Raw genomic sequence first — 25643 nt, 5'->3', positions numbered from 1 at the left:
TGATTTACATATGAAAGCAGGTTTGAAGTTAATCAATTAATTAGAGTAGATGCAGAATGGAATTTAATGGGCAGGAATGGGTGTGGTTGAAAGGGTTTGGAGCAACAACTAATTGTGGATGAATTACCCAATGTAAGTTTTATAATGGAGGTCTCCAAATGAAGATTCGGCTTACGGAATTTAGCGATAATTGGGCTTTAATGTATGAAGTAGAGGCACAGTTTCTCAAAACCATCTTTAAAGATGACATCATAAAATGTGAACATTTTGGCAGTACTGCGGTCCAGGGGATGAAGGCAAAGCCTGTAATCGATATGATATTTATTGTGAAGGACATCGAAAAGATAGACAGTTTTAATGAAGAAATGAAAAACCTAGGATATGAGGCTGCTGGCGAATGGGGAATTACAGGAAGACGATTATTTCGAAAAGGCGGGGAAAACCGATCTCATCATTTGCATTTCTATCAATTTGATAACCCCCAAATAGAACGGCACCTAATATTTAGAGATTATCTGCGGTCCCATCCTGCTGAAGCAGCAAGGTACACTAAATTCAAGGAAGAATTAGCAAAAAGGTTTGATGACACAAGTGAGTATAGCCAAGCAAAAAAGGCATTTGTGAAGGAAATGGAGAAAAAAGCACTTGTTTGGTCTGGGGAAGCAAGGAAATTAAATGCAGAGGAATAGCAATATGCTCTCATTCCTTCACAATTATGGCATTAGGTTAAAAGGATTTTAATTACAGCCAATGTGCTTAACAAACTTTTGGTATGCTTTTGCAGTAATCATTGAAATTAAATAAATGCTTATGAATGAAGCAACAGATACGAAGAGTAAATAAATTACTGTATAAGGTTTAGGAATATCCACATTGAAAAAGGCAAATATAGTTATTAACAATGAAATTCCTATTGCTTTTGTGGTGTGTTTATTTTGAGTGTTCATAAAATCCTCCTTTCGATTAATCTTAATAACTGTCTGTTAGTTAAATAACATATATCTACATATTAACATAAAATCCCATTAATATCTTTCAAAAGGATTTATCTTCCAAATATCGAATTATATAGGGAAATCTTATATTTAGGAGATTACTATGGGGTATGTCATGGAGTTAAGAAAAATAGTTGGAAGCCGTCCTCTTGTTATTACTGGAGCGAGTGTAATCGTTTTGGATAAGAATAATAGGCTGTTATTACAATTAAGGAAGGATAATAACTGCTGGGGATTGGCGGGAGGTTCTCTGGAGCCCGGAGAGACATTGGAAGAGGTGGCTAAGAGAGAGCTGCTTGAAGAAACTGGGTTAACAGCAAATGATCTGCGGTTGTTTAATATCTATTCAGGAGATGAATTTTACTATAAATATCCTCACGGTGATGAAGTATATAATGTCATTGCCTCCTATATCTGCACCGACTATGATGGAGAACTTACAATCGATAACGAAGAGGTTAATGATTTACGCTTTTATCATGTTCATGATATTCCCTCAAATATAAGCCCTCCAGATCGTAAAGTGATTGAGGATTATATTAATTCTATTTAAGAAGGAGTTCCCAACCGGAGCTCTTTTTCTTCGCTGAAAAACAGAAAATAATGGAATTGGGATAATTTTCTATGAAGAAAATGATAAGATTAATTTAGAAGGAGGGAGGGCAGAAATAATCATTTTCGAAGACATAGATCATCTAATTATGCTCGATACTGAAGGATTTGTTCAAAAATTTAATAGTATAAATTTCGTTACTAAATATAAAAAGGAAGTTGGAATATGGAAAAAAACAAGAAGTTTTTGACGGTACTGATAACAGTAGCATTATCAGGTGTACTGGCTGCTTGTGGAGACTCATCTGAAGAATCGAGCAGCCAGCCAGCTAATAACAGCTCGGCTCAAAATGAAGATGGCGGCTCAACTGATAGGGATTCTGCAGATTCAGAGGAAAATGAGGAAGAAAACTCTTCTGGCAGCAGTGACAACACACAGCTCAATGAACAAGAAAATACAGACAATTCATCTGCAGCCTCAAATGATGGAGAGTCAGTGGAGTCCAGTAATCAAAATGAAAATCATGAAAGTAATAAGGATGAATATCTAAAGAAACTAAACAAAATGGAAGAAGCGGACAGATATGAAGAAGCCAAGACAACCACCGCAGAATTGGTGGAGCAAGAGGCGGAAAGATATAGAAATTGGGATGAGGAATTAAACAAAATTTATGGTCTGCTAGAAGATCAGCTTGATAAAGGGCAGATGGACCAGTTAAGAGAAGAACAGCGGATCTGGATCCAACAAAGAGATGAAGCTGCGAAAAAGTCTTCTCTGAAATACAAAGGCGGTTCGATGGAGCCATTGGAATATGTGGCTACACAAGCAAGTCTTACAAGAGAAAGGTGTTATTTGTTGGTTGCAAAGTATATGAAGTAATTTTTGGCACTAACGAGCAGGTTGCCTCCATCTCCTTTGTACTTATTTTAAACGAGTGAAAGAGTTGCAAATCCAGTAGGGATAGCAGCTCCTTTTTTTCTTCGGCCAGACGGGGCAGATTTGTATTTGGTCATTAAATAATAAATATGTTTAATAGATAATTACACAAGCAAAGGTAATAAATTTGAATAAAGATATAGTAATCTATCAAGAAAGGAGTGGATTATGTTGAGTTCATCTTGGCATTCTGAAGGAAGAACAATTTATCATAGTGGTTATAGCTATAATCAGAATGACTACTATCATCATGATGGATATATGCAGGACCAGTACGATCATCATGGTTACTATTATGATCGATGTAGACAGGATAAGTGCAAACCCCATGATTGCCATTATGATTGCAGAAATAAACAGAACAGATGCAATCATCATGCTTGCCATCATGATTGTGGATGCAGATATGACAAGTGTAAACATCATACTTGCCATCATGATTGCTGCTGCAAAAAGAAAGAATGTTTCGAGAAGCACTGCAAAACCATTTGCCAGCATAAGCATAATGAACACTGCAAAAATGGCTACCGAATAGTTTGGCGTAAAGAAGAAAAATGCTGTAACGATGGACGCAAAATTGTTTGGCATAAGGAGAAAATACCATGCAAAGATGACTGTCGCGTAGTATGCTGGAATAAGCCAATAAAATGTTAAACAAACATCGTCTAGGTGTGTGTGTTGACATAAACTTGATCAATTGTGGTCAAGTTTTTTTCAGAGGGAGCCGAATCTGGCATGTTACATAGGTTTTATCATTTCGCAACTGTCTATATTGTCCTCGGCAAAAAAGACTGAATAAAATTAAAATTGAAACAATCCAAGGCTTCAACCGTATATAGTTAGGAAAAAGGAGGTTTGGTTTGAAGTATCTAATTATCGGAATGGTTTTGTCAATAACTGGTGTTTTACTATCATTTGGTTTTGGGGAATTAAGTAAGGCTTACTTAGTGACAGGAGCAATTGGCTTATTTTTTTGGCCATGTCTGTTCTTATGTCAGGTTCAATACCTGGCCCCCACCGAATAAGGGCAGGCCTAGAAGCACCTGATTCTCCAGACGAAAGACAGAAACGAAAAAGAACAAGCATCGGCTCCGTTTTAATTGGTCTGCCAAATATTATGACTGCGCTGCTTCTTTATCTTTTCTTAGCTAAATAAGTGTATATCAATAAAGGCGGCCTTTCTAACAAGGGGGATTGATTCCATGTGGTGGTTAGTGATTTTTATTGTTGGAATTATACTATTTGCTTTATTTATTGATTGGAAACGCAAGAAAAACAATAATAATCCTCATATCCCATTCAATCCTAATGCAAAACCAGGAGAGAGCTCAAATTATTTGATGGGAGAAAATAAAGACTCAGGAGGATTTCAATAATTTTATGAACTCGTGATTCCTTGCTTCCAGGTAACTGTAATTGAAAAAGTAAGTCATGGAAAATTAGGAGGGATTTTATGGAGAAAATAATAGTGAAAACAGGGATATATTCATTTATTGTCTCCTTTTTCTTATTAGTGGCCTTTATGAAGCGGATAGAAAGCACAACTGATGTTGATGGTATGACTTCAAGTGTTATAACACCTTTTCCTGAGTTCTTTTTTACTATTTTCCGATATTCTGTAATCACTTCAATCATTGCAGTTCTCATTGCAATTGCTTATTTGGCTTCAATGAAGAAAAATGAGTAGCAAACGAAAGCTGCCAATCCAGGTGGCTTTTTCTTTTTGAATAAACAGGGCAGTGAGCTAAAGAAGGAATTGAAAATAATATGACGAACCTTTCTTATATTTATGAATTTGTCTAAGAGGAGGCAAATATGGAGTGGGTTGAAATAAAAGGAAATGATGATATCAAAGGACTTCTAGAGTTATTTGGTTATTTCCACGATAGCTGCTTGAAAGAGCTGATGATGTGGACTGACAGTTATGTAGATCATAACCGGTCAATGAGTGTTGGACTAGGGCTTGATACCAAAATGCAAATGCTTTTTCATAGACAATTTAATAATCCGTCGGCAATAGAAATATTGTTTGAACAAGTAACACATTTTCAACTTAAACCAAGTCCGGAAAATTATGATTCAATCATCTATGATGCCACCCTAATACTGAAAGACGGTACCTTATATTGGGCAGACACTTCTGATTGGACACCTAATGACTATAATGGAGAAGTTACTTGGATTTCAGCTAAAAAGGTTAAATGGCGGGATGCAAGTGATTGGATGGGTAAGGTGAGAAGATACAAATCAGTCATTAAAGAATAGTCCTCCATGTTATTCGGCCTTGTTAATCAAAAAGGTTTTATCATATGGAAATTTGGAGGAAGAATGAAAGGAAGTTATTAGATGAGGACGGGAAAAATACGGGCAATTGTTATTATAGACAGGAACGAAACCGGCACTTATCCGCAAAAGGGTAAGGGCCTTTTTTCTAAAAGATATGGAAAAAATGAAACCTATATCTAAATCATTCGTCTTAGCATTAAAGTGAAAATGGGGTGGGAAGTGTGTGAGAAAGGTCAGGGATGAAGGCCCATTAGAAAATCGTGATGCTTGGCTGGAGTTTATTATGGATGAGTATGGTGAACGGCTCACAAAGCTGGCTTATAACTATGTGAAGGACTGGAAGCTGGCTGAAGATATTGTTCAGGATGTATTCATCGCGTGCTACAGAAATTATGACAAAATCGATGAAGTGATCTCCTTTAAATCATGGATTTATCGATTGGCTATTAATAAATCAAAGGATGTCTTGAAGAGTTATGCGTTTCGAAAAGTGTTGATGAATTCAAGCATGTTTGCTCTTTTTTCATCTAAGGAAATGTCGCCGGAAAAAGATCTGCTGAAGCGCAGCGAGGAAGAATTTCTTTCCTTGTGTGTATTGTCTTTGCCTGTGAAGTACCGGGAAGTCGTTACGCTTTATTACTATGAAGAATGCTCAATTGAAGAGATCCAAGGAATATTAGGCGTGAACCACAATACGATCAAAACGAGATTGAGCAGAGGCAGGATGAAGCTGAAAAAAATGATGGAGAGGTGGGGATATAATGGAGAGCAAGCTTAAGCAGCTGCGGAGGGCGATGGACTCGACGACTCACAAAGGTGGCCACTTTACGGAATTTCAAAAAATGAATATTAGAAAAGCAGTCCATACAGATAGAATAGTGAAGCCAGCCAAACCCAATAAATTCGTTATATTCACTATTTCCACTTTTGCCATCTGTCTCTTGGCCTTCTTCGTTTCAACCGAGTTTTTTGTCAGGAACGATCCCGAAAAGATAAATGGAGGCATGAATAATGAATGGGAAATACGGCATGAATATAAGGTGAATCAAAATATAAAATTTAGCATATTACCCGATCCTAATCTGAAAGCAGGAACGCCTTATGGCTATATTTTTAGTTTCGCAGAGCCTTTTGATACTTATAAAGGAAAAGAACTTTCCATTTCTGCCCTTCATAAAGAAACTGGTGAAAGAATACAAGTTTTGCCTCATCAAGAAATAACAGAACCATCATCCGGCTACCCAAGTTTGCAGCGTTTTACAACCACATTTACAGTTCCTTACGAAGGCTTGTGGAAGTATGAAGTGTACCTGGATGGCAAAGCCTATGGGGATGTAGTTGTCAGTGTGGCTGAAAAAGCAAAAGACGCCCCTATTACTTTCCCAGAGGACATACCAGATTTTGTGCAAGAGAGCGATTTTGACACTATTGATTGGGAGAGAAAAGCTGTGGAGTTCGGTGACAGGGGCATTATCGGAAATGAAAACAAGTCCGGTGTGATAGGCGCTGGCATGCCAAGTCTAAACGGCCAAAAGTGGATGTGGCATCTTTGGGGAGTTGAAGATGCAGATCTGACGATTGTTGGATTTCATAAAGAATCGCAAACTGTCCATCAAATTTTAACGAATGGAATGGGATGGACCATCCATGCTTACGGTCCAAACAACGGGGCAGATGCGCATACACCATCATCTGTTAAAATTCCTAAAAAGGGAGAATGGGCCATTTTGCTTTATGTGGATGGGGAGTTATTCGATCAATTGATTTACGATATAAAGGAATGATTATGCTTTATGATCTTTTCTTTGCAAAGATTTGAAAGTTTTATTTTATACGAGTTTATTGGAGGTCTTATATGAAACCGCGGATTTCAGTTATTACATTAGGTGTAGATGATCTAGAAAGGTCCTTACATTTCTATGAAAAGGGTCTTGGACTTCCAACACAGGGGATAGTAGGGAGAGAATTCGAGCATGGTGCTGTGGCGTTTTTTGATTTGCAATCAGGGTTAAAACTGGCACTTTGGAAACGTAAAGATATTGCTCATGATACAAGCATGAACCAGACAGCGATTAGCCCAACTGAATTTACGATTGGGCATAATGTTGGGAGTAAAGAAGAGGTAGATACGGTAATGAAACAGGCTGAGAGTGCAGGGGCTGTTATTGCGGTTCAAGCTCACGACACCTTTTGGGGTGGATATTCTGGATACTTCCAAGACCCAGATGGACATTTGTGGGAAGTAGTTTGGAATCCTGCTTGGGAACTTACAGAATAAGTCCATTGCAATGTCTTTATCAACAAATAGGTACAAGAGCTGAAGATCCAGTATGTGGATCGGCTGCTCTTTTTTCATCCAGGCCTCTTATTCTGAAAAAGCTTTTGAATAATGGACAACACCGGCAGCTTTTTCAAGAGCATTCTCCGTCAATTCCAGAGCCATGAACACTTCGTCAGGCACTTCAAACGGGGCCTGGATATTCCAAAGGCTGGCTGGCTTAAAGCCGAACTTTGGATAGTAATCTTTATGACCTAGAACGATTACGGATTGAAATCCGCCCTCTTTTGCCTTGTTAAGTGCAGAACGAATCAATTGACTGCCGATGCCTTTTCCTTGATAACCGGGAGCAACCGAAACGGGGGCAAGTGCCAGAGAATCTGCAGCCTTCTCGCCATCAGCTATGGTGATTTTTGATAAAAGTATGTGACCCACAACCTCCTTAGCCTGAGTTAAAGCTACTAAAGAAAGCTCCGGAATAAAAGCATCTGAATTTCTAATCCTTTTAACAAGGAAATGTTCTGTCTTGTCGCTGTATTCTTCATTTAAAAAAGCTTCTCTGATCATTTCTTCCGTCGAATGATAGTCTGCAGGGAATTCCTGCCGAATTAAAATATCCATTTATAATCTCCCGTTCTTATTTATAAAGTTCGATATAAATGGCACTTTCTCATGCATGCAGCCATGAAGAACGTGTTACTCCTCCAGCTCTAAACATAAGTTCAACAAACAAAAAACCTCCAATTTGGGATGATTTCATTTTATAAAGTTATGCTGCAGTGGTCAACTTCCTTTCGAATGCGCCTATCTGCCGTATAATCTCCACCTGAGACCGAAAAGATAAGAACAACCAACCAACCAACGGGAGGAGTAAAATATGGGAGAATTTTTTTATCATTGTCTTCTTATTTTAGGAAGAATTATTACCATTCTGCCTCTATTTCTTTTTATTACTCTTTATATGGGGAGACGTTCGATTGGGGAGCTTCCAATCTTCGACTACCTGGTGATTCTTACACTGGGTGCAGTGGCTGGGGCGGATATAGCAGATCCGTCTATCAGGCATCTGGAAACAGGCTTTGCCATTATTGCCATAGGCGTCTTTCAGCGAATCATTGGGAAAGTAAAAATATCGAACAGAAAGATTGGAAAAATGATTACTTTCGAACCGGTGATTGTAATTAATAAGGGTAAATTGCTTCGTGCCAATTTAAAGCGGACTAATTATTCAATCGACAACATTCTTCAAATGCTGAGGGAGAAAAATATCTTCGATGTCCAAAATGTAGAATTGGGAGTACTGGAAGGGAGCGGTATGCTAAGTGTTCAATTGAAACCTTCAATGATGCCTGTCACCCTGGGAGATTTAAAAATTACTGAACACTCCGATCAAATTGCCTTTCCAGTAGTCGTTGAAGGAGAAGTTTACACCACTGTCCTTAATCAGTTGGGCTTGGATAGAGCCTGGCTTGAACGGGAATTGGCCAGAATGGGCGTCTCTATGTTCGGGGATATATTTTTTGCCTCCATCAACTCTAAGAAAGAGCTTCATATTTCCATGAAAAATGAACAAGCAGAATCCATACCACCTTTGAATCATTAACTATCCATCTTGGAAAACCTGTTTCAGCACGCCGTGAAAAGTCAGGGAACCTCCTATAAAGGAAATATTTTCTTTTGTATTGAATATGTAAGGGAGTGAACTTAATAAAGAGGTGACTTCGGTGCTTTTTCATTATCATTTTTGGACTCCGCATGTAGAAGAGACAGAGAGGTTTTACACAAATAATGGATTTCGGATATATCAGCGTATCGGAAAATACCAGGGGGATTTCCAGAACTTTGATCCTCCATTGGTATGGGATGACTTTCGGGAAAAAGATATCCTTTTTCGGATAATTGAAGCAAGAAAAGGGTGCATAAATGTCACTTTTGGATATGGAAAGAAGAGTATATTTGACCATATAGGCTTTTTGGTAAATGAAAAAGAACAAGAGTTTATATGTCAAAATGCAGTTAATTTGAATTGGAATGTTGATAGGGGGAACGAAGAACGTTTATTACAACCCCTTATTCTTTTAGGATTGAACTTCAGACAAACAAAGATTTAGTAGATTCGGTGACTGATAACATAAAAATAGGGGAATTAAGATTAGAAATAATGAAAAAAGGGTTAGAAGGTGACCTTTCCATTTTGTTTGGAAAGCCTGTCAATTCTATTAAGTCAATAATTGGTGAGACAGTTACAATCAGGGAAGCTGTTATAAAGGATTTCTCATCAAACCCATTAGTGGATCCTAATGGTGTAAGGATTTTGAATTAGTTTTTGGATTAACTGTGTAAGAGGGAGAACTTATGAGATTCCATTGGTTTCTAGTGTTATTTTGCACCTGGGTTATAGTATCTTTTCTATTTCCCGAACCAAGCTGGTGGTCTATCTTCTCATCGGATCGTTCAACGCACGCCCTTTTAATAGAGCAATTTTCTATAGTTAAAGTATTTTTCATTATTACTTTCTTAGGATCAGCTTACCTATTGCATTTTATATTTCAAAAACGCAGGTAAAAGCTTTTCATGCGAGTAAGTGCTGATAAAAAGAATACTTGATGATTTAATATAGGGGGAAACACGATGGGCAGAACAGTTACTTTCTCATTTAGCAGTGCCCGGTATGAGGGGGCTAAGGCGACAGAGACATTCACTTTTGAGAAATTAGGCCTTGAAGCGAGTCTGGATGATATGGCCTTGGAAAAAGAATTAGACGAAATCTTTCATGCTTGGGTTTGGGATAAACTCAATATTTCTTATAGTATAGTAACTGCAAAAGAAAAAGATAAGTTGTGATGATTTTCTGGTATATCAGTTATACGATAAAAAGAATTAAGCCCCCATCTTTGTTCTTTCTTGAACTTTGTGTGACGATCGCTAAATTACCACTTGATTTTAGTATCAGGTATTATATTTATCACTATTCAATTAACCCCATTCACACAATAATGGAGAAGAAATAATTCGACGATGAAATGGGGTATTCTTTTGAGATTTCCGCAATTAAGAATTGGTCATATGAAGCCTGAATTTCCAGTCATGCAAGGTGGTATGGGCGTAGGTATTTCTTTAAGTGGTCTGTCGTCAGCTGTTGCGAATGCCGGGGGATTGGAACTATTTCTGGAACAGGAATTAGCATCGAAGATTTAAGATTGCATATAAGAAAGGCTAAGGCATCTATCAAGGGTGAGGGCTATATTGGGGTGAATGTTCTTTTTGCCATGAATGATTTTGCTGAAAAAATGAAAACAGCCATTGAGGAAAAGGTTGATTTCATTATTTCAGGTGCTGGAATATCAAGAGATATGTACAGCTGGGGCAGAGAATCTGGTATACCGGTCATCTCGATTGTGTCATCTGCAAGGCTGGCCAAAATGTCAGAACGGCTTGGTGCTTCTGCCGTTGTTGTAGAGGGCAATGAAGCGGGAGGGCATTTAGGGACCGAAAGACCACTATTCGATATTTTACAGGAAGTCGTGGAAGCAGTTAAGATTCCTGTCATTGCTGCCGGAGGAATCATGACAGGAAGAGATATCGCTCATGCCATTCGTATCGGTGCTTCGGGTGTTCAGATGGGAACAAGATTTGTCGCAAGCCGCGAATGTGATGCACCATTATCTTTTAAAGAAAAGTATGTCCGGGCCAAACAGGAAGATATCGTCATGGTGAAAACCACCGTAGGGCTGGAAGGCCGTGCCATTAAGAACCACTTTACAGAGCAGATAGCTGACAATAAAAAGGTGAAAATAAAGAACTGTATCGATTGCCTGAAAAACTGCTCTTATCGCTTTTGTACAATGGATTCCTTGATTACTTCCATGGATGGGGACTGCGAGAATGGCCTTGTATTTGCGGGGGCAAGAGTCCATGAAATTAAAGAAATCCTGCCTGTTCAGACGATCATCAATAACCTTAAAGCTGAATATGAAGCTTTTGTTTAATTTCATAATGGTGCATTTTTAAAGTCTAGCTGCCGTATAGGCGGCTTTTCTGATTTATAGGGTGTTAGATGTTGAAGGAATAAAACATTTAAATATAGAATACTTTTTCTTATGGAATAAGGTGTAAAAATGGATCGGTGAATGGGAGAAGAAATATGGAGAAAAAGGGTCATAATCATGATAAGACAGAGTAATTCTAATTCTTTAATACTCGTAATCCACGAAATCTATGGAATTAATCAACATATAAAAAGTTTTTGCGAATTATTATCAAAGCAGGGTTTTGATGTGACATGCCCCCATTTATTAGAGCGAGAGATACCTTTTGAATATTCTCATGAGGAAGCCGCTTATCGCCATTTTATGGAACATGCAGGTTTCGACAGAGCTGCCCAAAAAATAAAAGATCTATTATTGGATGTTAAAGATGAATACGAAAAAATATATATCATTGGATTTAGTATAGGTGCAACTGTTGCCTGGCTGTGCAGTGAGGGAGATTGTGTTGATGGTATAGTGGGATACTATGGCTCAAGGATCAGGGACTATTTAGAGTTAACACCCCAGTGTCCCATAATGCTATTCTTTCCACAAGAAGAGCAGTCTTTTAATGTTGATGAGTTACTATTAGCTTTAGAAAAAAGAAAATTAAAGTACATAAATTTAAAGGGAAACATGGATTCAGTGATCCATATTCCTCCAGATATGATGCAGAATCAGAACAAGAAGCATTTAGCAAAGCCATGGATTTTTTATTGCATATTGATTGAGGTATTATTATGAAGCTAACCGTGAGTGTTATCACCTTGAATTTTAATAAAAGTTTACAAGCCCGTTCAATTTTCTTAATACAAGGGTGCTAATTTAGATTTAGCGGGGATAGCATGTGTGGCTATCATTGTATTTGGCGCAGGCGGAGCCAAATGCCTTTTTTTGTTTTGCTTATATTCAATTTATAAATTTACTTTCTATTATTTAGCCTCTATAAAGGATGAAGTGGGAAATGTCCATTATTTTGAGGAGAAAGATCTTAACATCCATTCTTAGCAGTGTGTTATTTGCACTGATTTTCTCAGTGCTAACAGGCTTTGATATAATGCATTTGTTAATTTATATTATTTAAATCTTATGTTTGTCGCTGCCTATGGAGTAATCACTTCGATGTTCAGTGATTGGTTGAGCCAGAAGATTTTCATTGCAAACACTAATCGTGAAATTGCCTCCTTTTTATTCCATTGTTTATTCGGTTCAGTATTAAAAGAACTTAGTCTTGTTTCTGCTGTCTTTTTTTCATCATTGACCGTGTACTGACAAAAGCAGAAATAAGGTGGTGGTCAGTAAATACAGCATTATCCGTGATAGTCCTTATATTTATTATTGCTATTAATATTGATTTCCCATAACAAGTCCTAGAGCTGAAAATTCATTGAATTTCAGCTTTTTTTGGTGTATTAAAGAGGCCATTTAGTTTACTGCCGGGAAAACTTAACTATTTACAAAAAATATCTTGAAATAATATAATGATATAGTGATTTATGCTTAATCTTATTTTAAGAACGGGGGACCCAATATTTACAGCGGAGTTTCCGCTTGGGGTGAATCCTACTATGGAAGGGCTTACTGTTTCCGCAGTCCTAACCCGAAAGCTAACCTCGTCAGCGTTTAAGGAAACATAAGAGAATATGAAATAGTGTGAATTGACAAAACCCAGCATTTTTGTCGATTTTCTTTTTTATCAGGATCTCATCTTTGTTTCCCTTGCCTGCGCAGCACGTATAAAACTAAACAAGAAGGTAGGGTAATTGATGAAAAAAATTAAATTAAGTTTAGCCACTCAAATTTTCATCGGTCTTATTTTAGGAATCGCTATTGGCGGTATTTTCTATGGAAGTGAAACGGCGCAAAGTGTGCTGCAGCCCTTTGGCGATCTTTTTATCCGCTTAATTAAAATGATTGTTGTTCCTATTGTACTATCAACAATTATTGTTGCCATTGCTGGTGTGGGTGATTTAAAAGCCGTCGGGAAGCTTGGCGGTAAATCATTGACTTACTTTATTGGCATGACTTTGGTTGCTATTGTGGTGGGCCTCATTGCAGGTAATGTTATTCAGCCTGGTGCCGGCCTGAATATGGACAGCCTGCAGCAAAGTGACATTTCGAGCTATGTTGAAACCAATAAAGAGCAGGAAGGCAAGTCGATAGCAGATACATTTTTGCATATCGTACCTACTAATCCTGTACAAGCCATGGTTGAAGGCGATATGCTGGCGATTATCTTCTTTGCTGTTGTATTTGGCCTTGGAATTGCAGCAATTGGGGAAAAGGGAAAACCAGTACTGAGATTTTTCGAAGGCACGGCAAAGGCTATGTTCTATGTGACAAACCTATTTATGAAGTATGCACCAATCGGAGTATTTGCCTTAATTGGTGTAACGATTTCCAAGTATGGTTTTGCCTCATTAATTCCATTGGGCAAGCTGGCGCTTACTGTATATGGAGCCATGATCTTCTTTGTTCTTGTTGTATTGGGGATAATGGCCAAAGTTGTCGGGTTCAGCATCTTTAAATTATTGAAGATGATTAAAGAAGAATTGATTTTGGCATTCTCAACTGCAAGTTCTGAAACAGTGCTTCCGAGAATCATGGACAAAATGGAGAAAGCGGGAAGCCCGAAACATATTTCGTCATTCGTTATTCCGACAGGCTATTCTTTTAACCTGGATGGATCCGTTTTATACCAGGCAATTGCCTCTTTATTTATTGCACAGATGTTTGGCATAGAATTAAGCATAGGACAGCAAATTACGTTAATGTTAGTACTGATGGTGACATCCAAAGGAATGGCGGGAGTGCCAGGCGTATCCTTTGTCGTGCTGCTGGCTACTTTCAGCACAATTGGATTGCCTGCAGAAGGCCTTGCCTTTATTGCCGGCATCGACCGTATCCTTGATATGGGCCGAACAGCTGTTAACGTGGTGGGGAACTCACTTGCGGCTATTGTTATTGCCAAGTGGGAAGGGCAATTTAACCCTCCAGCAGAAGAAAGATTTGAGCAACAAGCTTCATAATAGATTGGAAAACACTAACAAATGGCAGCATATTTGTTAGTGTTTTTTTTGTATCTTTGTGTTATTCCATAAAGAGAGGATGGTGGAGCAGGTTCGGACAGAGAAGCGGGAAACCAACGTGAAGGAGTCCGAAGGTGGAGCAGGCTCGGACAGAAAGGGGAGAAATCAACGTGAGCGAGTCCGAAGGTGGAGGAGGTTCGGACAGAAAGGGAAGAAATCAACGTGAGCGAGTCCGAAGGTGGAGGAGGTTCGGACAGAGAAGCGGGAAACCAACGTGAAGGAGTCCGAAGGTGGAGCAGGTTCGGACAGAAAGGGGAGAAATCAACGTGAGCGAGTCCGAAGGTGAAGGAGGTTCGGACAGAGAAGCGGGAAACCAACGTGAAGGAGTCCGAAGGTGGAGCAGGTTCGGACAGAAAGGGGAGAAATCAACGTGAGTGAGTCCGAAGGTGGAGCAGGTTCGGACAGAAAAGGGAGAAATCAACGTGAGCGAGTCCGAAGGTGAAGGAGGTTCGGACAGAGAAGCGGGAAATCAACTTGAGCGAGTCCGAAGGTGGCTTATGAAAAGTTAATGCTGTTCCACTTTTATCAAATAGCCCTTAAGGGTCATAATTATATTATAATGGAGTAAAAACTAGGAGGAGTTAACTTGACAATGGGAAATATGGAGCTGTCACCAGAACAGCGTGAAGAACTGCTGGAAACTCTGAAAGCGCGTTTTGAGAAAAACATGCACCGTCATGAAGGTGTGGAGTGGGCTGATGTACAAGCTAAGCTCGAGGCTAATCCTGAAAAATTGTGGTCACTCAATGAAATGGAAGCAACTGAAGGCGAACCGGATGTTGTACGCCATGATCAAGAGACCGGCGAATACGTATTTTATGATTGTTCAGCTGAAAGTCCAAAAGGCAGGAGAAGTGTTTGTTACGATCGTGAAGCGCTGGAGGCACGGAAGAAACACAAGCCGGAAAACAGTGCTATGGATATGGCAGCTGCCATGGGCATTGAGCTTTTAACCGAAGAGCAATACCGGGAGCTTCAGGAGCTTGAACATGTCGATAAGAAAACCTCTAGCTGGGTGCAAACGCCTGAGAATATCAGAAAACTTGGCGGGGCGATCTTTTGTGACCGGCGCTACGACACTGTTTTTGTGTATCACAATGGAGCCGATTCGTACTATGGGGCAAGGGGTTTCCGGGGCTCGCTGAGGGTTTAGATTCATTGCAGAAATTTGGGGGCCTGACTTCCTGAAGACTACAGTTTAATGAACAGGTTTTGTATTTCGCTGCCATTACGGCGGCTTTTTCTTTATTTAAAAACTGGCAGTTTAGTTGAATATAGCACCAAATATCTGAATAATACAATATAAAGGAAACCCATTAGAATGGGAGTGTTGTACTTGAAAATACTGGTCACCGGTTCCACAGGCCAACTAGGTTCAGCTTTACTTAATCAACTAAAGGAGTCTGGTTATAAAGTAAAATTAACTTCTAGAAGAAAACCTGATGGAATTGAAGATTTCAAGTGGATTTATAGCGATTTATCGTCAGGTGAAGGGTTAGAAGAAGCAGTAAAAGATGCAGATGTCATCCTTCACGCAGCAACAAGTCCAATGAAGAATTCAAAAAGTGTTGAGGTTTCAGGCTTTAAGGAGCTATTAAAAAAAGCACAGCACGTAAAACATTTTATTTATCCGTCAATTGTTGGGATTGATGAAATACCATTTAACTATTATAAGCTAAAATTAGAAGCAGAAGAATTGCTGAAAAACAGCTCTATCTCTCATACAATTGTACGCGCAACTCAGTTCCACCATTTTATTGATCATTTATTCCTATCCAAATCCTTTCTTAAAAGATATATTGTCCCGGATAAATTTAAGTGCCAAAGTGTAGATGCGGGTGAATTCGCTGAGCATCTAATAGGTTTAGTGGATAAAGAACCACAAGGAAGAGCGGAGGATTTTGGCGGACCAGATGTAATGACATTAAGAGAAATGGCTGAACTGAAAATCAAACTAAATAATGAACCAAATAAAGTTTTAAGCTTATCTCTAACTGGAAAACTATATAAATCTTTCTGTGATGGGAAAAATACCAATCCTGCTCGAAAAATGGGAAAAATCACTTTCGGTGAATATCTAAGTGAAAAGATAAAGGGGCAGTAGTGCGCTCTTAATGATTGAGGCGTTGATCCAGGAGGGGATTAACGCTATTTTTTTGGAACTGCCTTAATATACAGGTTAATAAGGATCCAGATTAAAAAATACATAATAGAGGTAATAACCTATGATTTATTTTAGATTTTGTTTTTATCAATTCTTTTTATTTTCCACACTCTTTGTTATTAACATTAACCTTGATAAATATATCAGTAAACCATTTACTCGTGTTGATTTAATCGCCATATGTATAAGTGTGCCTATCCTGTTTATTCTTTTTACCGCTGTAAGTAAGTTATATAGACGATTCGAGGTTATTAAATTACGAAATAAAATATTCATTTCAATACCTGTTTTTATCATATCAGTCCTATTTGCAGGGTTTCTGGGACAACTGTTCTTCTAGATGGATTTTTAACATCGAAATCATTTATTTTTAAATAAAATAGATGAATTATTAATTTTGTTAAAGAGAGCTATTTCTGCGACCTGCTTTTTTAACTAAATAGGCAGATTTGTTGAAAATGTTACAAAGACCGATAAGGGGTTGTTAAAGAGAAAAATCTAATGTTTTTAGTAACGGATCAATTTTTGAGTCAAAGGTGAAAAAGCAAGATTTATTTTCATCATCAAATAAGAGTAAATATGGCTTTTCGTTTTTTGGAATGATAATGATCATTTCATCAATCAAAGCATATATCCATTTGTTTTCTACTCGATGAGACGGCTCTAAGGGGATTTTAATCATGTAGCCTTTGTCTGGAATTGGTTTTAACTTTTTAACAACATTATCAATTTCTTTAATTATTTTTTCAGCTTCGAATTGTACCTTAGGATTTGTTGGGACTGTCTTTGTTATCTCATTTTTTTCAATATCAAGAAGTTCAATATTCGGCCTGGTTTGTGCATTTACTACGATTAGATTCATTAGCAAAAACATGTGAATGAATGAAAGCAATATTTTATGAACCACAAATTTCACCTCGTTTGTTATTATCACCATCGATTATTAAGTTATGTATGAGCTTGTTGTGCTAATGAAATCTTGGCTGAAGGAGCCAGCTTTTTCTTATTTAGCTAACGGGTGTTGGATTCCGATTCTATAATAATATGAATTTCATTATATTAACGGAAAACAGCAATGTTTTATACCATTCATTAACGGAATTATCTGAGGCGATAGGAGCTGCAGAGGACAGTAATAAGCTGTATTAGCGGGATTCATTTAAGTAAGCACTGCTGGTTCAAAAATATTAAAAGGAAGGCATTGTGCCTTCCTTTCAGACTGTCGACAAACTCGATGAAAATCGTGCTTGTCTGCAGTCTTTTTTATTTTAAAATAGAAGTAATACAATGCTTGAGGTGATTTAAATGCTTTCAAAACATAATCCAATTCAACGGGATCAAATTGAAATGGTTGCTTTAGACGAACTTGTACCGGCGGACCATTTGGTCCGCAAAATTGAAGCGGCGATTAATTTCTCATTCATCTATGACTTGGTAAAAGATAAGTATTCAGAAAAAGGCCGCCCAAGTATTGACCCTGTAATATTAATTAAACTCACATTTATTCAATATACCTTCGGTATTCGCTCCATGCGTCAAACAATTGAAGAATTGAAAACGAATATGGCTTATCGATGGTTTTTAGGATATGGCTTTCACGATAAAGTTCCTCACTTCTCAACTTTCGGTAAAAATTATGAGCGCCGATTTAAAGACACCGATCTCTTTGAACAAATATTTTACCGAATCTTAAAAACCGCAGCTGAAAAGAATTTAATTAGTGCTGAACACGTTTTTGTAGATTCTACTCATGTAAAAGCGAGTGCAAATAAACGCAAATTTGAAAAGAAAGTTGTTCGAAAAGAAACCCGTGCTTATCAAGAACGCCTTCAAGAGGAGATTAACCAAGACCGCGAGGATCATGGAAAAAAGCCGTTTCCACCAGATAAGTTTGATAAAGAAGAATACAAAGAAATCAAGGAAAGTACAACAGATCCAGAGAGTGGCTACTATGTAAAAGATGAGCGTACAAAACAGTTCGCTTATTCTTTCCATGCGGCCGCAGACCGCAACGGCTTCGTGTTAGGCGCAATTGTAACCCCTGGTAACACGCATGATAGTCATATTTTAGAGCCATTGGTAGAACAAGTCATTGAGAAAGTTAGTAAACCAAAAGCTGTTGCGGCAGACGCAGCCTATAAAACACCTGCTATCACGAGCTACTTATTGAAACACGACATCACACCTGCTTTACCTTACACACGACCTCGCACAAAAGAGGGTTTCTTCAGAAAACATGAGTATGTTTATGATGAGCATTTTGACTGTTACATTTGCCCAACTGGTGAGATATTAAAATATACTACAACTACAAAGGAAGGGTATCGTCAATATAAATCAGATCCTCGAATTTGTGCTGGATGCCCTTTCTTGTCTCAATGCACACAGAGTCAAGCACATCAAAAACTGATTCAACGTCATGTGTGGGAGGAACATGTGGAAGAAGCAGATCATCTTCGCCACCATCAAGACGTCAAACCGATCTATGAAAAACGCAAAGAAACAATTGAACGAGTATTCGCAGATGCAAAAGAAAAGCATGGCATGCGTTGGACAACCCTCAGGGGACTTAAAAAAATGTCGATGCAGGCGATGCTTACTTTCGCTGCCATGAATTTGAAGAAAATGGCCAACTGGACTTGGCAAGGTCCAGAAATGGCCTAAATGATAACCTCGGAGAGGTCTGCAATTCTCTGTAATTACTTGAAGTCCTACAAAAAATGAAAAAAGAGTTCGGAATGAGACTATTCCGAACTCTTTTTGTCTACAAACTGAAAGGAAGGCATTGTGCCTTCCTTTTTAGTATGATTCATACTCCTGTCTTGGAAGTATTATAATCCTCTAATGACTTACTTCTGACTGAAACTGTGTGGAAGATTGAATTTCTTTCATAATGGATACTAGCCGGTTTCTTTCAGCTGTTTATTGAATATAGCTGTTGAAGCTTCCGGTAAATAGACCTTATCGCCTTGCAGGCTGATTTTTTCACTGTATTTGCCCAGAGTATCTGACGATAACCAGGGCATTAGCAGTTATAATTAGTTATAATCAGAAATAACAAATTGGGAAGGGAGATTTATAATGAAAAAGCAGTACCTGTTATTTTTTTCATTAATAGTCCTTTTTTTATCATTGGCTGGATGTTCAAATAATGACCAAACTAAAAAATCAGGAGAGGAGAAGCAGGAAGGAACCGAAGAGAAAGTGGAATTGACTATTTCGGCAGCAGCAAGCCTCCAGGATGCCTTAATAGATATTGAAGCAAGCTTCGAAAAAGAACATCCGAATGTACTTGTAAACTTTAACTTTGGAGCATCAGGCTCTCTTCAGCAGCAAATTTCGCAGGGAGCACCTGTTGATCTTTTCTTTTCAGCAGCAGAGGATAAATTTGATAAATTAGTACAGGACGGGCTCATCGAGGAAAAGAATGGGATTGATTTAGTTGGGAATGAACTGGTACTAGTGGTGCCGAAAGATTCAGCATTTGGAATTAAATCATTTAATGATCTTGCTGAAGCAGATAAAGTGTCTATCGGCACTCCAGAATCTGTTCCTGCAGGGAAATATGCGAAGGAGTCTTTAGAAGATACGGGTATTTGGAAAAACATGGAAGAAAAAGTGGTGTATGCCAAAGATGTTCGGCAAGTACTTACATATGTAGAGACAAATAATGTGGATGCTGGAATTGTTTATAAAACGGATGCATTAGTATCTGAAAAAGTTAACATCGTGGACACGGCAGATGAAAACACTCACGATGCCATTATTTATCCTTTGGGAGTGGTTAAGGATACAAGTCATCCAAAGGAAGCCAATTTATTCTATGATTATCTTCAGAATGAAAAATCAATGAGTATTTTTGAAGAGTATGGGTTTAAAGGCCTTAAATAAATTAAATGGCTGCTGATTTTTGGTCACCAGTTGTTATGAATGTTACCGGAAATATCCCAGGAAAAACACAAACGATCCCAACAGCTATAGTTGTAGCTATTAACTTAGGCAATATGGAGGTGGCCTGGTTATGGGGGCGAGAATGATTGGGATGTCGTTTATCAAGTTAGTTTGGTCCAGATAATAAAATCTTAAAATGCTTTTATATTAGCAGGCATCCTTTTGCGGGATGTCTATTTTTATTGCAAGAAGACTGGAATTCGTAAAACATCAGGTGACACTACTAAAAGAGGCAAAAAAAGAGCTGCCAATATTGGCAGCTAAAGCATATAACATATTCAGATTAAAATCTGCGAAGGAGAATTTATGCGGTTATCCCGATATCAAAATGACCATCCTTTGTTAAACGCCAATCGGGTTATTCAACAATCTGTTCCCAACTAATATTGAAAGCCAGCTTCCAAAAAATACCCAGGCAAATAATCGAAACCCCCAAATACAGATAGATTCCATATGGCAATAATGTGCTGGCGAAATGAAGTCCGGCAAATAAGGCTACAATCAGCATTAATCCGAAAATAATGGCACTATTGCCGTTTTGATTGTACTCATCAAAAGACTCCGAAAAGGGCAGAGCTTTCTTTAAGACCATAAAACAAATGACCGCATATAGACAGGCACTGATAAATACAGCGACAAGATCAGGCAGAATTTTTGCCCCGAACAGGAAAAGGAATAGTGCACTCAGAAGCAAGTAAACTGGCAAATATAACTTAAAGATAAATGCCTTGATGGTACCGCTGAACACCAGCTTTAGCTGTTTGAGGGGGCAACCCGGTAAATAAAGGCACCCTTATATTTCCCTGAATACTTTAGAAGAATCATGATGGTCGGAATGATGATTAAGCTAAAATAAATCGTTAAATAGGACTTGCTGTCAGATAGCTGTACAAAATCTTCACGAAGAGTATTCATGATAATAATAAACGGAATCACGATGGAAAAATCCAGAGACGGATAGGCTTTTAGCTTAAAATCCCGTTCATTTCTCATCATGCTGCCGGCAAATCTGAAAACTGCTCTTTCTTCAGGTGAGCGGCAAATGATGTTGAGAAGGAATTGCCCTACTTTACTTCGTTTCTTTTCTTTGGATTTTCCATGATAAGCAAGCTTTTGCAGGTTTTGCTCGAAAGTGCTGGTAAATTTCAAATAAATCCAGATGGACAGGATCGGAACAATGAGTCCTAATGCTGAAAAAATGAGATAAAACGGCTGGAAGGTGCCCTTCATCATCATTTCGATATTTGCCCCAAACCACATTGGAAAGATGAACACCTGCCACCACTTTGGCTGAAGAGAGACCGTTAAGTCAATTAACTCAAAAGAGCGAATAAGCAATTGATAGCCAACCATGATCATAAGGGAAAGCCCAATTTGGACATAGTTGATGATATCTTTTAATTTTTCCCCATCAAAAAATCGCAGGATTGATAAATAGATCAGTGCGGTTAAACCAACAACCAATAGGTCAATCAGGATGATGTTTACCGCAGCAATAAGGAAAAATAAGAGCCCATTTTTGATAAGTCCCACTATCAAAGGGATTCCAGCAAGCGCAATAGTAAGGAAAGAAAGATAAATCGTAACATGCACCATTTTTGCCGTGCTGATCGTTTTTCGGTCGACTGGCTTTGGAAACAGAATGTTACGATCACGAATATCCAGTAAAACCGAAGAGAAATCGGAAATCATGGAGGTCATAACGAAAAAGGTGAAAATCCCATAAAAGAGGCTCATCTGGAATAGGTAATTGTCCCCCATAAGCACAAATGGAATCAAAAACAGCCCAAACAATACATAAATCCATAGAGATTTTATATACTGATTGTTTTTTTCCTTGTTTTCTTTTTTGGCATTCTGCGAGAAAATGGTGGGCACACGCCGTCCATCCATCGTCAGCTTTACTTGCAGGAGTCTTCTCATTATCTTGTAGTCTACGCCAAAGCCGCTGAAAATTCGCTCAAAACGATCCAATAGTTTAAGAGTGCGATAGTCCTGCATCCCTACATCTCCCTTACTACTGAAACAAATCTGGCACCAAGTTCCTTATGTTCACTGAATCCCGTAAGCTGGTTGAAGATCTGTTCGAGTGAACCTTCCGTATTTTGCTGCCTTAACTCTTCAAAGGTGCCATCAGCAGCAATTCTGCCGTCATGCAGAAGAATAATGCGGCTGCTTATCTTTTCAACCACATCCATAATATGAGAAGAATAAAAGATCGTTTTTCCCTGTTCGGCAAGCTGCGCCATGATTTCTTTGAATATCATAACACTGTTCGCATCCAGACCATTGATGGGTTCATCAAAGAACAGAAGTTCCGGATTATGCAGTAAGCTCGAGATAATGAGGAGCTTTTGACGCATTCCTTTTGAATAGGAGGCTATCCGGGAATGGTAGACTTCCCCTATGCCGAATAGTTCCATCAGGCTTTTTGCCTTATCACTGGCGAGGTCTCTATCAAGGCCATACAATTCGCCAACAAAGGTTAAGTATTCCTGGCCGGTCAAATTATCGTATACTTCAGCGATTTCCGGCACATATCCGATCTTTCTTTTATATTCAATATTCCCATCTGAAATATCCTGGCCAAAGATTTTGACTTGTCCTGAATAATCATCTTCAATGCCAAGCATGATTTTGACAGTGGTGCTTTTCCCAGCGCCGTTCGGGCCGATATACCCGATGATTTCCCCGCTTTTCACCTGAAAAGATACACCATTCAGCACGGACTTCGGACCATAGTTCTTTCTCAAATCACTAATTTCTAAAATAACTTCCTCCATCCCCTTAACCTCATTTCAAAATTATTCCATTAATTCTAGTGTAACATTAGAATTGTTGTTGGCTAAAGGGGATTTGGGAATTCTTTTGGTTTTGTCCTGCTTACTGGAGATGGAATAAAAAGGTTGTTAACTGAATGACCCTTTAAGATAATTAATCTGAAGGGATTTTGATAATGGAAAATATTTAGGGGGATTAAATGTTGCGGAATCAGCAATGGAGCAAGGTAAAGAAAAGATTAGACAGTTTTAAATGTGATTCTCTGAAAGAAAGGCTGCAGTTTACAGTAACCAATTACAGGAGGGCTCACGATCAATTGGGGAGAGCCTTTATTACGGTTGATAAAAAGGAAGTACTCAATATGTGTACCATTACTTCTGAGACCGCTCTAAACAGAAGAACATATGAAATAAAAAGAGAGAAACATATCCCTTATACCGATTGGAGCCAGGAATCAGTGATTTAGGATGAAGCACATGAATGGGTATTAGACGAAGGGATTTTTGCTCAGTATGATTTCTTTGATGCCGTAGAGGAATACTTTCTGCTGCCTATTGAAAAATCATTAAAATCCAACAACATGCTGATTAAAATATTCGCCTTGATAGATAGGCGGACGGGGAAAAGGACTTTAGAAAAAATGAAGCAGTCTATTCTTTGCGAGAAAGAAATCGTCCAGTTCTTTTATACATTGCGATGTAAAGCTGAAGGTATAAGACTTCATGGTTAATGGAGCAGGAGGTATCCACGCATGCTAAAAACCAGGTTAGTGGAAGCACACCATTCGCTGCTTCCACTATTTAAGTTTACAAATTGTCTTTATGATAGGGCGAATTCATTTCTTCGCTTACCACACTGAAGGTATTCCCATCAGGGTCAAAGAAATCAAACCCTTTCATAATCCCATAATCATGGATGTCTGTTGTTTCCACTCCATTTTGTTTCAACCGATCGTAAGCTTGCTGGATATTATCTACTTCGAAATTATAATATACGTTTTTATTTTTTCCTTTTACAGTAAATTCTGTTGGCTGGGGTTTTTCTGTTTTTATTAAAGCAAGACCTGTGACGTCATTCTCAAAAACATAACCCACACCATGATCAGCCCCATTTTCTTGCCACTCATCTACCTTCGTTAGACCAAGGTTTACTTCATACCATTTTTTAGATCTTTCCAAATCTGTCACCGGAATAAAAACACTGCCTACCTTAAACATGCAAAATCACACTCCTTATTTTTTGTTCCTATACAAACGATTATAATGAAAGAAAAGTTACAAAATAATGAAAATTTTCGGGGGATATAATGATTACAGAATCTTTAACTATTGAGGAGATTTCTTTGAGGCTGTATAAATATTGTTTATCCTTATCATCCTCAGAATGGCTGGCCGAGGATTTAACCCAGGAGACACTGATTAAATTTTTCAAAATAAAAGAAAAAGAGCCAGACCGGGTGATTAACATAACCTTTTTGTACACCATTGCCAAAAATATTTTTATTGATGAAAAGCGCAAGAAAAGTGAAATGCTGATCGATCCTCATGAGTTATTTGAGAAAAGTTGGGATTTTACGGAGTGGGACAGTTTATTAGAAATCTTATATAGTACACTTCCACTCCGTCAGGCTATGCTAATAACGTTAAAAGATGTGTTCCAATATACTTCTGAGGAAATCGCCGCAATGCTGAGAGTCAGTAATGAATCAATTAAAACAGCCCTTCACCGAGCAAGAACTTCATTAAAGAAAAATACTTCTCCAGTTACTAATAAACAGCCATACAATGACAATATAATAAATGAATTTTCATCAGCAGTTAAAAACCATCAGCCTTTAAAGATATTTTACTATTATCGACTGCTGCAAACAGAAAATTTCAAGGTGATGACCAATAGGGAGAAGGGTTTCCTTGCCATTTTTATATCAGATCCTGATGGAAATATTCTTCAGATATTTTCAAGAAAGAGTATAGCTATAGGAGTTAAGGGGAGAGAAAAGTGATACCGACATTAGAGACTAGAAGATTAAAGCTGAGAGAAATAGTGAAAGAAGATGCCGAGAGTATATACGCTTGTTTTTCTAATGACAATGTAACTCGTTACTATGGGCAGGAAACATTAGAAAAGAGGGAACAAGCTGAAGCATTTGTTGACTTTTTTGCAAATAGCTACAGGGAGAAAAAAGGAATGCGCTGGGGAATTGAATTAAAAGGAAAGAAAGGAATAATCGGGACTGTTGGCTTCAATGCATTGTCCCATAAACATAAGCGTGCAGAAATAGGATATGAAATACATCCTGAACATTGGAGAAAAGGGTATACTTTCGAAGCTGTGTCGAAAGTTATTCAATATGGATTTCAAGAATTGGATCTTACTCGTATTGGGGCAGTTGTATTTATGGATAATGAGGCATCTAATAAATTGCTGACTAAAGCCGGGTTTCAAAAAGAGGGTATTCTAAGAGGTTATATGCAGCAAAATGGGGAAGCACACGATACCTATGTATATTCTATTCTAAAAGATAATAGGCAGGCTCTACATGATGACTTTATGTGAAAGATTCAAGAGCTGCCAGCCAGTTG

General features: G+C 38.2%; 28 protein-coding genes, 5 pseudogenes and 1 riboswitch. Of the genes and pseudogenes, 27 read left to right on the top strand and 6 right to left on the bottom strand.

The genetic code is table 11. The annotated features are described in order from the left end of the window. The first annotated feature begins 158 nt into the window (after positions 1–158). The gene (locus tag M5V91_RS18865; protein WP_009335355.1) at positions 159–689 is read left to right on the top strand and encodes a GrpB family protein; all 531 of its coding nucleotides are present in this window, start codon (positions 159–161) and stop codon (positions 687–689) included. Between the two features lie 48 nt (positions 690–737). On the opposite strand, the gene M5V91_RS18860 is transcribed toward M5V91_RS18865, so the two are convergent. Then, on the bottom strand, positions 738–947 hold the full coding sequence (locus M5V91_RS18860; RefSeq protein WP_019379571.1) for a hypothetical protein: 210 nt from the start codon (positions 945–947) through the stop codon (positions 738–740). Positions 948–1098: 151 nt separating this feature from the next. Between M5V91_RS18860 and M5V91_RS18855 the strand changes: the two genes are divergently transcribed. From M5V91_RS18855 to M5V91_RS18810, 10 genes are all read left to right on the top strand, one after another. Beyond that, positions 1099–1548 carry an NUDIX hydrolase gene (locus tag M5V91_RS18855; RefSeq protein ID WP_009335354.1) on the top strand — a complete coding sequence of 150 codons (450 nt, stop codon included), beginning with the start codon at positions 1099–1101 and terminating at the stop codon, positions 1546–1548. Between the two features lie 225 nt (positions 1549–1773). Next, a complete protein-coding gene (locus tag M5V91_RS18850) occupies positions 1774–2427 on the top strand; it encodes a lysozyme inhibitor LprI family protein (RefSeq protein ID WP_251157272.1) in 654 nt (217 codons plus the stop codon). Between the two features lie 271 nt (positions 2428–2698). After that, positions 2699–3019, top strand: a complete 321-nt coding sequence (locus M5V91_RS18845; RefSeq protein WP_251157273.1) for a hypothetical protein — start codon at positions 2699–2701, stop codon at positions 3017–3019. A 444-nt stretch (positions 3020–3463) separates the two neighbouring features. Continuing rightward, entirely contained in the window at positions 3464–3640 is a 177-nt protein-coding gene (locus M5V91_RS18840) for a DUF5316 family protein (protein WP_342026167.1), read from the top strand. Between the two features lie 46 nt (positions 3641–3686). After that, positions 3687–3860: a hypothetical protein gene (locus M5V91_RS18835; RefSeq protein WP_175502172.1), complete on the top strand. Its 174-nt coding sequence runs from the start codon at positions 3687–3689 to the stop codon at positions 3858–3860. Positions 3861–3937: 77 nt separating this feature from the next. Further along, positions 3938–4171, top strand: a complete 234-nt coding sequence (locus M5V91_RS18830; protein ID WP_009335349.1) for a hypothetical protein — start codon at positions 3938–3940, stop codon at positions 4169–4171. 128 nt (positions 4172–4299) lie between these two features. Then, on the top strand, positions 4300–4749 hold the full coding sequence (locus tag M5V91_RS18825; protein ID WP_071157405.1) for a hypothetical protein: 450 nt from the start codon (positions 4300–4302) through the stop codon (positions 4747–4749). 244 nt (positions 4750–4993) lie between these two features. Next, positions 4994–5548 carry a sigma-70 family RNA polymerase sigma factor gene (locus M5V91_RS18820; RefSeq protein ID WP_009335347.1) on the top strand — a complete coding sequence of 185 codons (555 nt, stop codon included), beginning with the start codon at positions 4994–4996 and terminating at the stop codon, positions 5546–5548. Beyond that, complete coding sequence (locus M5V91_RS18815; protein ID WP_009335346.1) at positions 5532–6554, top strand: DUF4871 domain-containing protein; 1023 nt, start codon at positions 5532–5534, stop codon at positions 6552–6554. The genes M5V91_RS18820 and M5V91_RS18815 overlap by 17 nt, the downstream gene beginning before the upstream one ends. 71 nt (positions 6555–6625) lie before the next feature. Then, entirely contained in the window at positions 6626–7048 is a 423-nt protein-coding gene (locus M5V91_RS18810; RefSeq protein ID WP_009335345.1) for a VOC family protein, read from the top strand. An 87-nt stretch (positions 7049–7135) separates the two neighbouring features. Here the strand turns inward: M5V91_RS18810 and M5V91_RS18805 are convergent, their stop codons facing one another. Next, positions 7136–7669, bottom strand: a complete 534-nt coding sequence (locus tag M5V91_RS18805) for a GNAT family N-acetyltransferase (RefSeq protein WP_009335344.1) — start codon at positions 7667–7669, stop codon at positions 7136–7138. A 256-nt stretch (positions 7670–7925) separates the two neighbouring features. On the opposite strand from M5V91_RS18805, the gene M5V91_RS18800 reads away from it, so the two are divergent. The 10 genes and pseudogenes from M5V91_RS18800 to M5V91_RS18755 all read left to right on the top strand — a co-directional run bounded on the left by M5V91_RS18800 (position 7926) and on the right by M5V91_RS18755 (position 16269). Further along, positions 7926–8651 carry a DUF421 domain-containing protein gene (locus M5V91_RS18800; RefSeq protein WP_009335343.1) on the top strand — a complete coding sequence of 242 codons (726 nt, stop codon included), beginning with the start codon at positions 7926–7928 and terminating at the stop codon, positions 8649–8651. A gap of 121 nt (positions 8652–8772) precedes the next feature. Beyond that, a complete protein-coding gene (locus M5V91_RS18795) occupies positions 8773–9159 on the top strand; it encodes a hypothetical protein (protein ID WP_284521434.1) in 387 nt (128 codons plus the stop codon). A gap of 50 nt (positions 9160–9209) precedes the next feature. Continuing rightward, positions 9210–9371 (top strand): hypothetical protein, encoded by a 162-nt coding sequence (locus M5V91_RS18790; RefSeq protein WP_284521433.1) that lies wholly within the window; start codon positions 9210–9212, stop codon positions 9369–9371. Between the two features lie 308 nt (positions 9372–9679). Then, entirely contained in the window at positions 9680–9892 is a 213-nt protein-coding gene (locus M5V91_RS18785) for a hypothetical protein (protein ID WP_009335341.1), read from the top strand. A 174-nt stretch (positions 9893–10066) separates the two neighbouring features. Next, positions 10067–11037, top strand: a pseudogene (locus tag M5V91_RS18780) (NAD(P)H-dependent flavin oxidoreductase). Positions 11038–11214: 177 nt separating this feature from the next. Beyond that, positions 11215–11807 (top strand): annotated as a pseudogene (locus M5V91_RS18775) (dienelactone hydrolase family protein). A gap of 756 nt (positions 11808–12563) precedes the next feature. Then, positions 12564–12713, top strand: a riboswitch (cyclic di-AMP (ydaO/yuaA leader). 129 nt (positions 12714–12842) lie between these two features. Continuing rightward, positions 12843–14105, top strand: a complete 1263-nt coding sequence (locus M5V91_RS18770) for a cation:dicarboxylate symporter family transporter (protein WP_009335337.1) — start codon at positions 12843–12845, stop codon at positions 14103–14105. 290 nt (positions 14106–14395) lie between these two features. Then, positions 14396–14539, top strand: coding sequence for a hypothetical protein (locus M5V91_RS18765; RefSeq protein ID WP_157380263.1), 144 nt, complete (start codon positions 14396–14398; stop codon positions 14537–14539). A gap of 218 nt (positions 14540–14757) precedes the next feature. Further along, positions 14758–15318: a DUF4256 domain-containing protein gene (locus M5V91_RS18760; RefSeq protein WP_034297489.1), complete on the top strand. Its 561-nt coding sequence runs from the start codon at positions 14758–14760 to the stop codon at positions 15316–15318. 183 nt (positions 15319–15501) lie between these two features. After that, positions 15502–16269: an SDR family oxidoreductase gene (locus M5V91_RS18755; RefSeq protein WP_009335335.1), complete on the top strand. Its 768-nt coding sequence runs from the start codon at positions 15502–15504 to the stop codon at positions 16267–16269. A 544-nt stretch (positions 16270–16813) separates the two neighbouring features. On the opposite strand, the gene M5V91_RS18750 is transcribed toward M5V91_RS18755, so the two are convergent. Continuing rightward, positions 16814–17236: a hypothetical protein gene (locus M5V91_RS18750; protein WP_009335334.1), complete on the bottom strand. Its 423-nt coding sequence runs from the start codon at positions 17234–17236 to the stop codon at positions 16814–16816. Positions 17237–17634: 398 nt separating this feature from the next. Here M5V91_RS18750 and M5V91_RS18745 point away from each other — a divergent pair, with 398 nt between their 5' ends. From M5V91_RS18745 to M5V91_RS18735, 3 genes and pseudogenes are all read left to right on the top strand, one after another. Beyond that, complete coding sequence (locus M5V91_RS18745) at positions 17635–18993, top strand: IS1182 family transposase (RefSeq protein ID WP_284521432.1); 1359 nt, start codon at positions 17635–17637, stop codon at positions 18991–18993. A 417-nt stretch (positions 18994–19410) separates the two neighbouring features. Continuing rightward, the gene (gene modA, locus M5V91_RS18740; RefSeq protein ID WP_009335332.1) at positions 19411–20220 is read left to right on the top strand and encodes a molybdate ABC transporter substrate-binding protein; all 810 of its coding nucleotides are present in this window, start codon (positions 19411–19413) and stop codon (positions 20218–20220) included. A gap of 47 nt (positions 20221–20267) precedes the next feature. Further along, positions 20268–20366: pseudogene (locus M5V91_RS18735) on the top strand (molybdate ABC transporter permease subunit); the annotation flags it as partial. Positions 20367–20638: 272 nt separating this feature from the next. On the opposite strand, the pseudogene M5V91_RS18725 reads toward M5V91_RS18735, so the two are convergent. Together M5V91_RS18725 and M5V91_RS18720 are read right to left on the bottom strand one after the other, a co-directional pair. Further along, positions 20639–22281, bottom strand: a pseudogene (locus M5V91_RS18725) (hypothetical protein). A gap of 2 nt (positions 22282–22283) precedes the next feature. Next, positions 22284–23063: an ABC transporter ATP-binding protein gene (locus M5V91_RS18720; RefSeq protein ID WP_009335330.1), complete on the bottom strand. Its 780-nt coding sequence runs from the start codon at positions 23061–23063 to the stop codon at positions 22284–22286. Positions 23064–23260: 197 nt separating this feature from the next. Here M5V91_RS18720 and M5V91_RS18715 point away from each other — a divergent pair. Further along, a pseudogene (locus M5V91_RS18715) lies at positions 23261–23791 on the top strand (SF0329 family protein). A gap of 76 nt (positions 23792–23867) precedes the next feature. Here the strand turns inward: M5V91_RS18715 and M5V91_RS18710 are convergent. Beyond that, positions 23868–24278, bottom strand: coding sequence for a VOC family protein (locus tag M5V91_RS18710; protein WP_009335329.1), 411 nt, complete (start codon positions 24276–24278; stop codon positions 23868–23870). Between the two features lie 89 nt (positions 24279–24367). Here M5V91_RS18710 and M5V91_RS18705 point away from each other — a divergent pair, with 89 nt between their 5' ends. Beyond that, the gene (locus M5V91_RS18705; protein ID WP_009335328.1) at positions 24368–25063 is read left to right on the top strand and encodes an RNA polymerase sigma factor; all 696 of its coding nucleotides are present in this window, start codon (positions 24368–24370) and stop codon (positions 25061–25063) included. Next, complete coding sequence (locus M5V91_RS18700; protein WP_009335327.1) at positions 25060–25617, top strand: GNAT family N-acetyltransferase; 558 nt, start codon at positions 25060–25062, stop codon at positions 25615–25617. Before M5V91_RS18705 ends, M5V91_RS18700 begins: the two co-directional genes overlap by 4 nt. Positions 25618–25643: the final 26 nt, after the last annotated feature.

The organism is Cytobacillus pseudoceanisediminis, assembly GCF_023516215.1.
Classification (GTDB): Bacteria; Bacillota; Bacilli; order Bacillales; family Cytobacillaceae; genus Cytobacillus; species Cytobacillus pseudoceanisediminis.
The sequence above is the reverse complement of the archived record's forward strand: the minus strand, read 5'-3'. Positions and strand labels throughout refer to the sequence as shown.

Bases quoted from the DNA above. Each gene is read 5' to 3' on its own strand.
- M5V91_RS18710 (WP_009335329.1), bottom strand. From the start codon at position 24,278: ATGTTTAAGGTAGGCAGTGTTTTTATTCCGGTGACAGATTTGGAAAGA.
- M5V91_RS18805 (WP_009335344.1), bottom strand. From the start codon at position 7,669: ATGGATATTTTAATTCGGCAGGAATTCCCTGCAGACTATCATTCGACG.
- M5V91_RS18785 (WP_009335341.1), top strand. From the start codon at position 9,680: ATGGGCAGAACAGTTACTTTCTCATTTAGCAGTGCCCGGTATGAGGGG.
- M5V91_RS18840 (WP_342026167.1), top strand. From the start codon at position 3,464: ATGTCTGTTCTTATGTCAGGTTCAATACCTGGCCCCCACCGAATAAGG.
- M5V91_RS18720 (WP_009335330.1), bottom strand. From the start codon at position 23,063: ATGGAGGAAGTTATTTTAGAAATTAGTGATTTGAGAAAGAACTATGGT.
- M5V91_RS18815 (WP_009335346.1), top strand. From the start codon at position 5,532: ATGGAGAGCAAGCTTAAGCAGCTGCGGAGGGCGATGGACTCGACGACT.
- M5V91_RS18770 (WP_009335337.1), top strand. From the start codon at position 12,843: ATGAAAAAAATTAAATTAAGTTTAGCCACTCAAATTTTCATCGGTCTT.
- M5V91_RS18760 (WP_034297489.1), top strand. From the start codon at position 14,758: ATGGGAAATATGGAGCTGTCACCAGAACAGCGTGAAGAACTGCTGGAA.
- M5V91_RS18855 (WP_009335354.1), top strand. From the start codon at position 1,099: ATGGGGTATGTCATGGAGTTAAGAAAAATAGTTGGAAGCCGTCCTCTT.
- M5V91_RS18800 (WP_009335343.1), top strand. From the start codon at position 7,926: ATGGGAGAATTTTTTTATCATTGTCTTCTTATTTTAGGAAGAATTATT.
- M5V91_RS18825 (WP_071157405.1), top strand. From the start codon at position 4,300: ATGGAGTGGGTTGAAATAAAAGGAAATGATGATATCAAAGGACTTCTA.
- M5V91_RS18850 (WP_251157272.1), top strand. From the start codon at position 1,774: ATGGAAAAAAACAAGAAGTTTTTGACGGTACTGATAACAGTAGCATTA.
- M5V91_RS18865 (WP_009335355.1), top strand. From the start codon at position 159: ATGAAGATTCGGCTTACGGAATTTAGCGATAATTGGGCTTTAATGTAT.
- M5V91_RS18810 (WP_009335345.1), top strand. From the start codon at position 6,626: ATGAAACCGCGGATTTCAGTTATTACATTAGGTGTAGATGATCTAGAA.
- M5V91_RS18705 (WP_009335328.1), top strand. From the start codon at position 24,368: ATGATTACAGAATCTTTAACTATTGAGGAGATTTCTTTGAGGCTGTAT.
- M5V91_RS18830 (WP_009335349.1), top strand. From the start codon at position 3,938: ATGGAGAAAATAATAGTGAAAACAGGGATATATTCATTTATTGTCTCC.
- modA (WP_009335332.1), top strand. From the start codon at position 19,411: ATGAAAAAGCAGTACCTGTTATTTTTTTCATTAATAGTCCTTTTTTTA.
- M5V91_RS18860 (WP_019379571.1), bottom strand. From the start codon at position 947: ATGAACACTCAAAATAAACACACCACAAAAGCAATAGGAATTTCATTG.
- M5V91_RS18745 (WP_284521432.1), top strand. From the start codon at position 17,635: ATGCTTTCAAAACATAATCCAATTCAACGGGATCAAATTGAAATGGTT.
- M5V91_RS18835 (WP_175502172.1), top strand. From the start codon at position 3,687: ATGTGGTGGTTAGTGATTTTTATTGTTGGAATTATACTATTTGCTTTA.
- M5V91_RS18790 (WP_284521433.1), top strand. From the start codon at position 9,210: ATGAAAAAAGGGTTAGAAGGTGACCTTTCCATTTTGTTTGGAAAGCCT.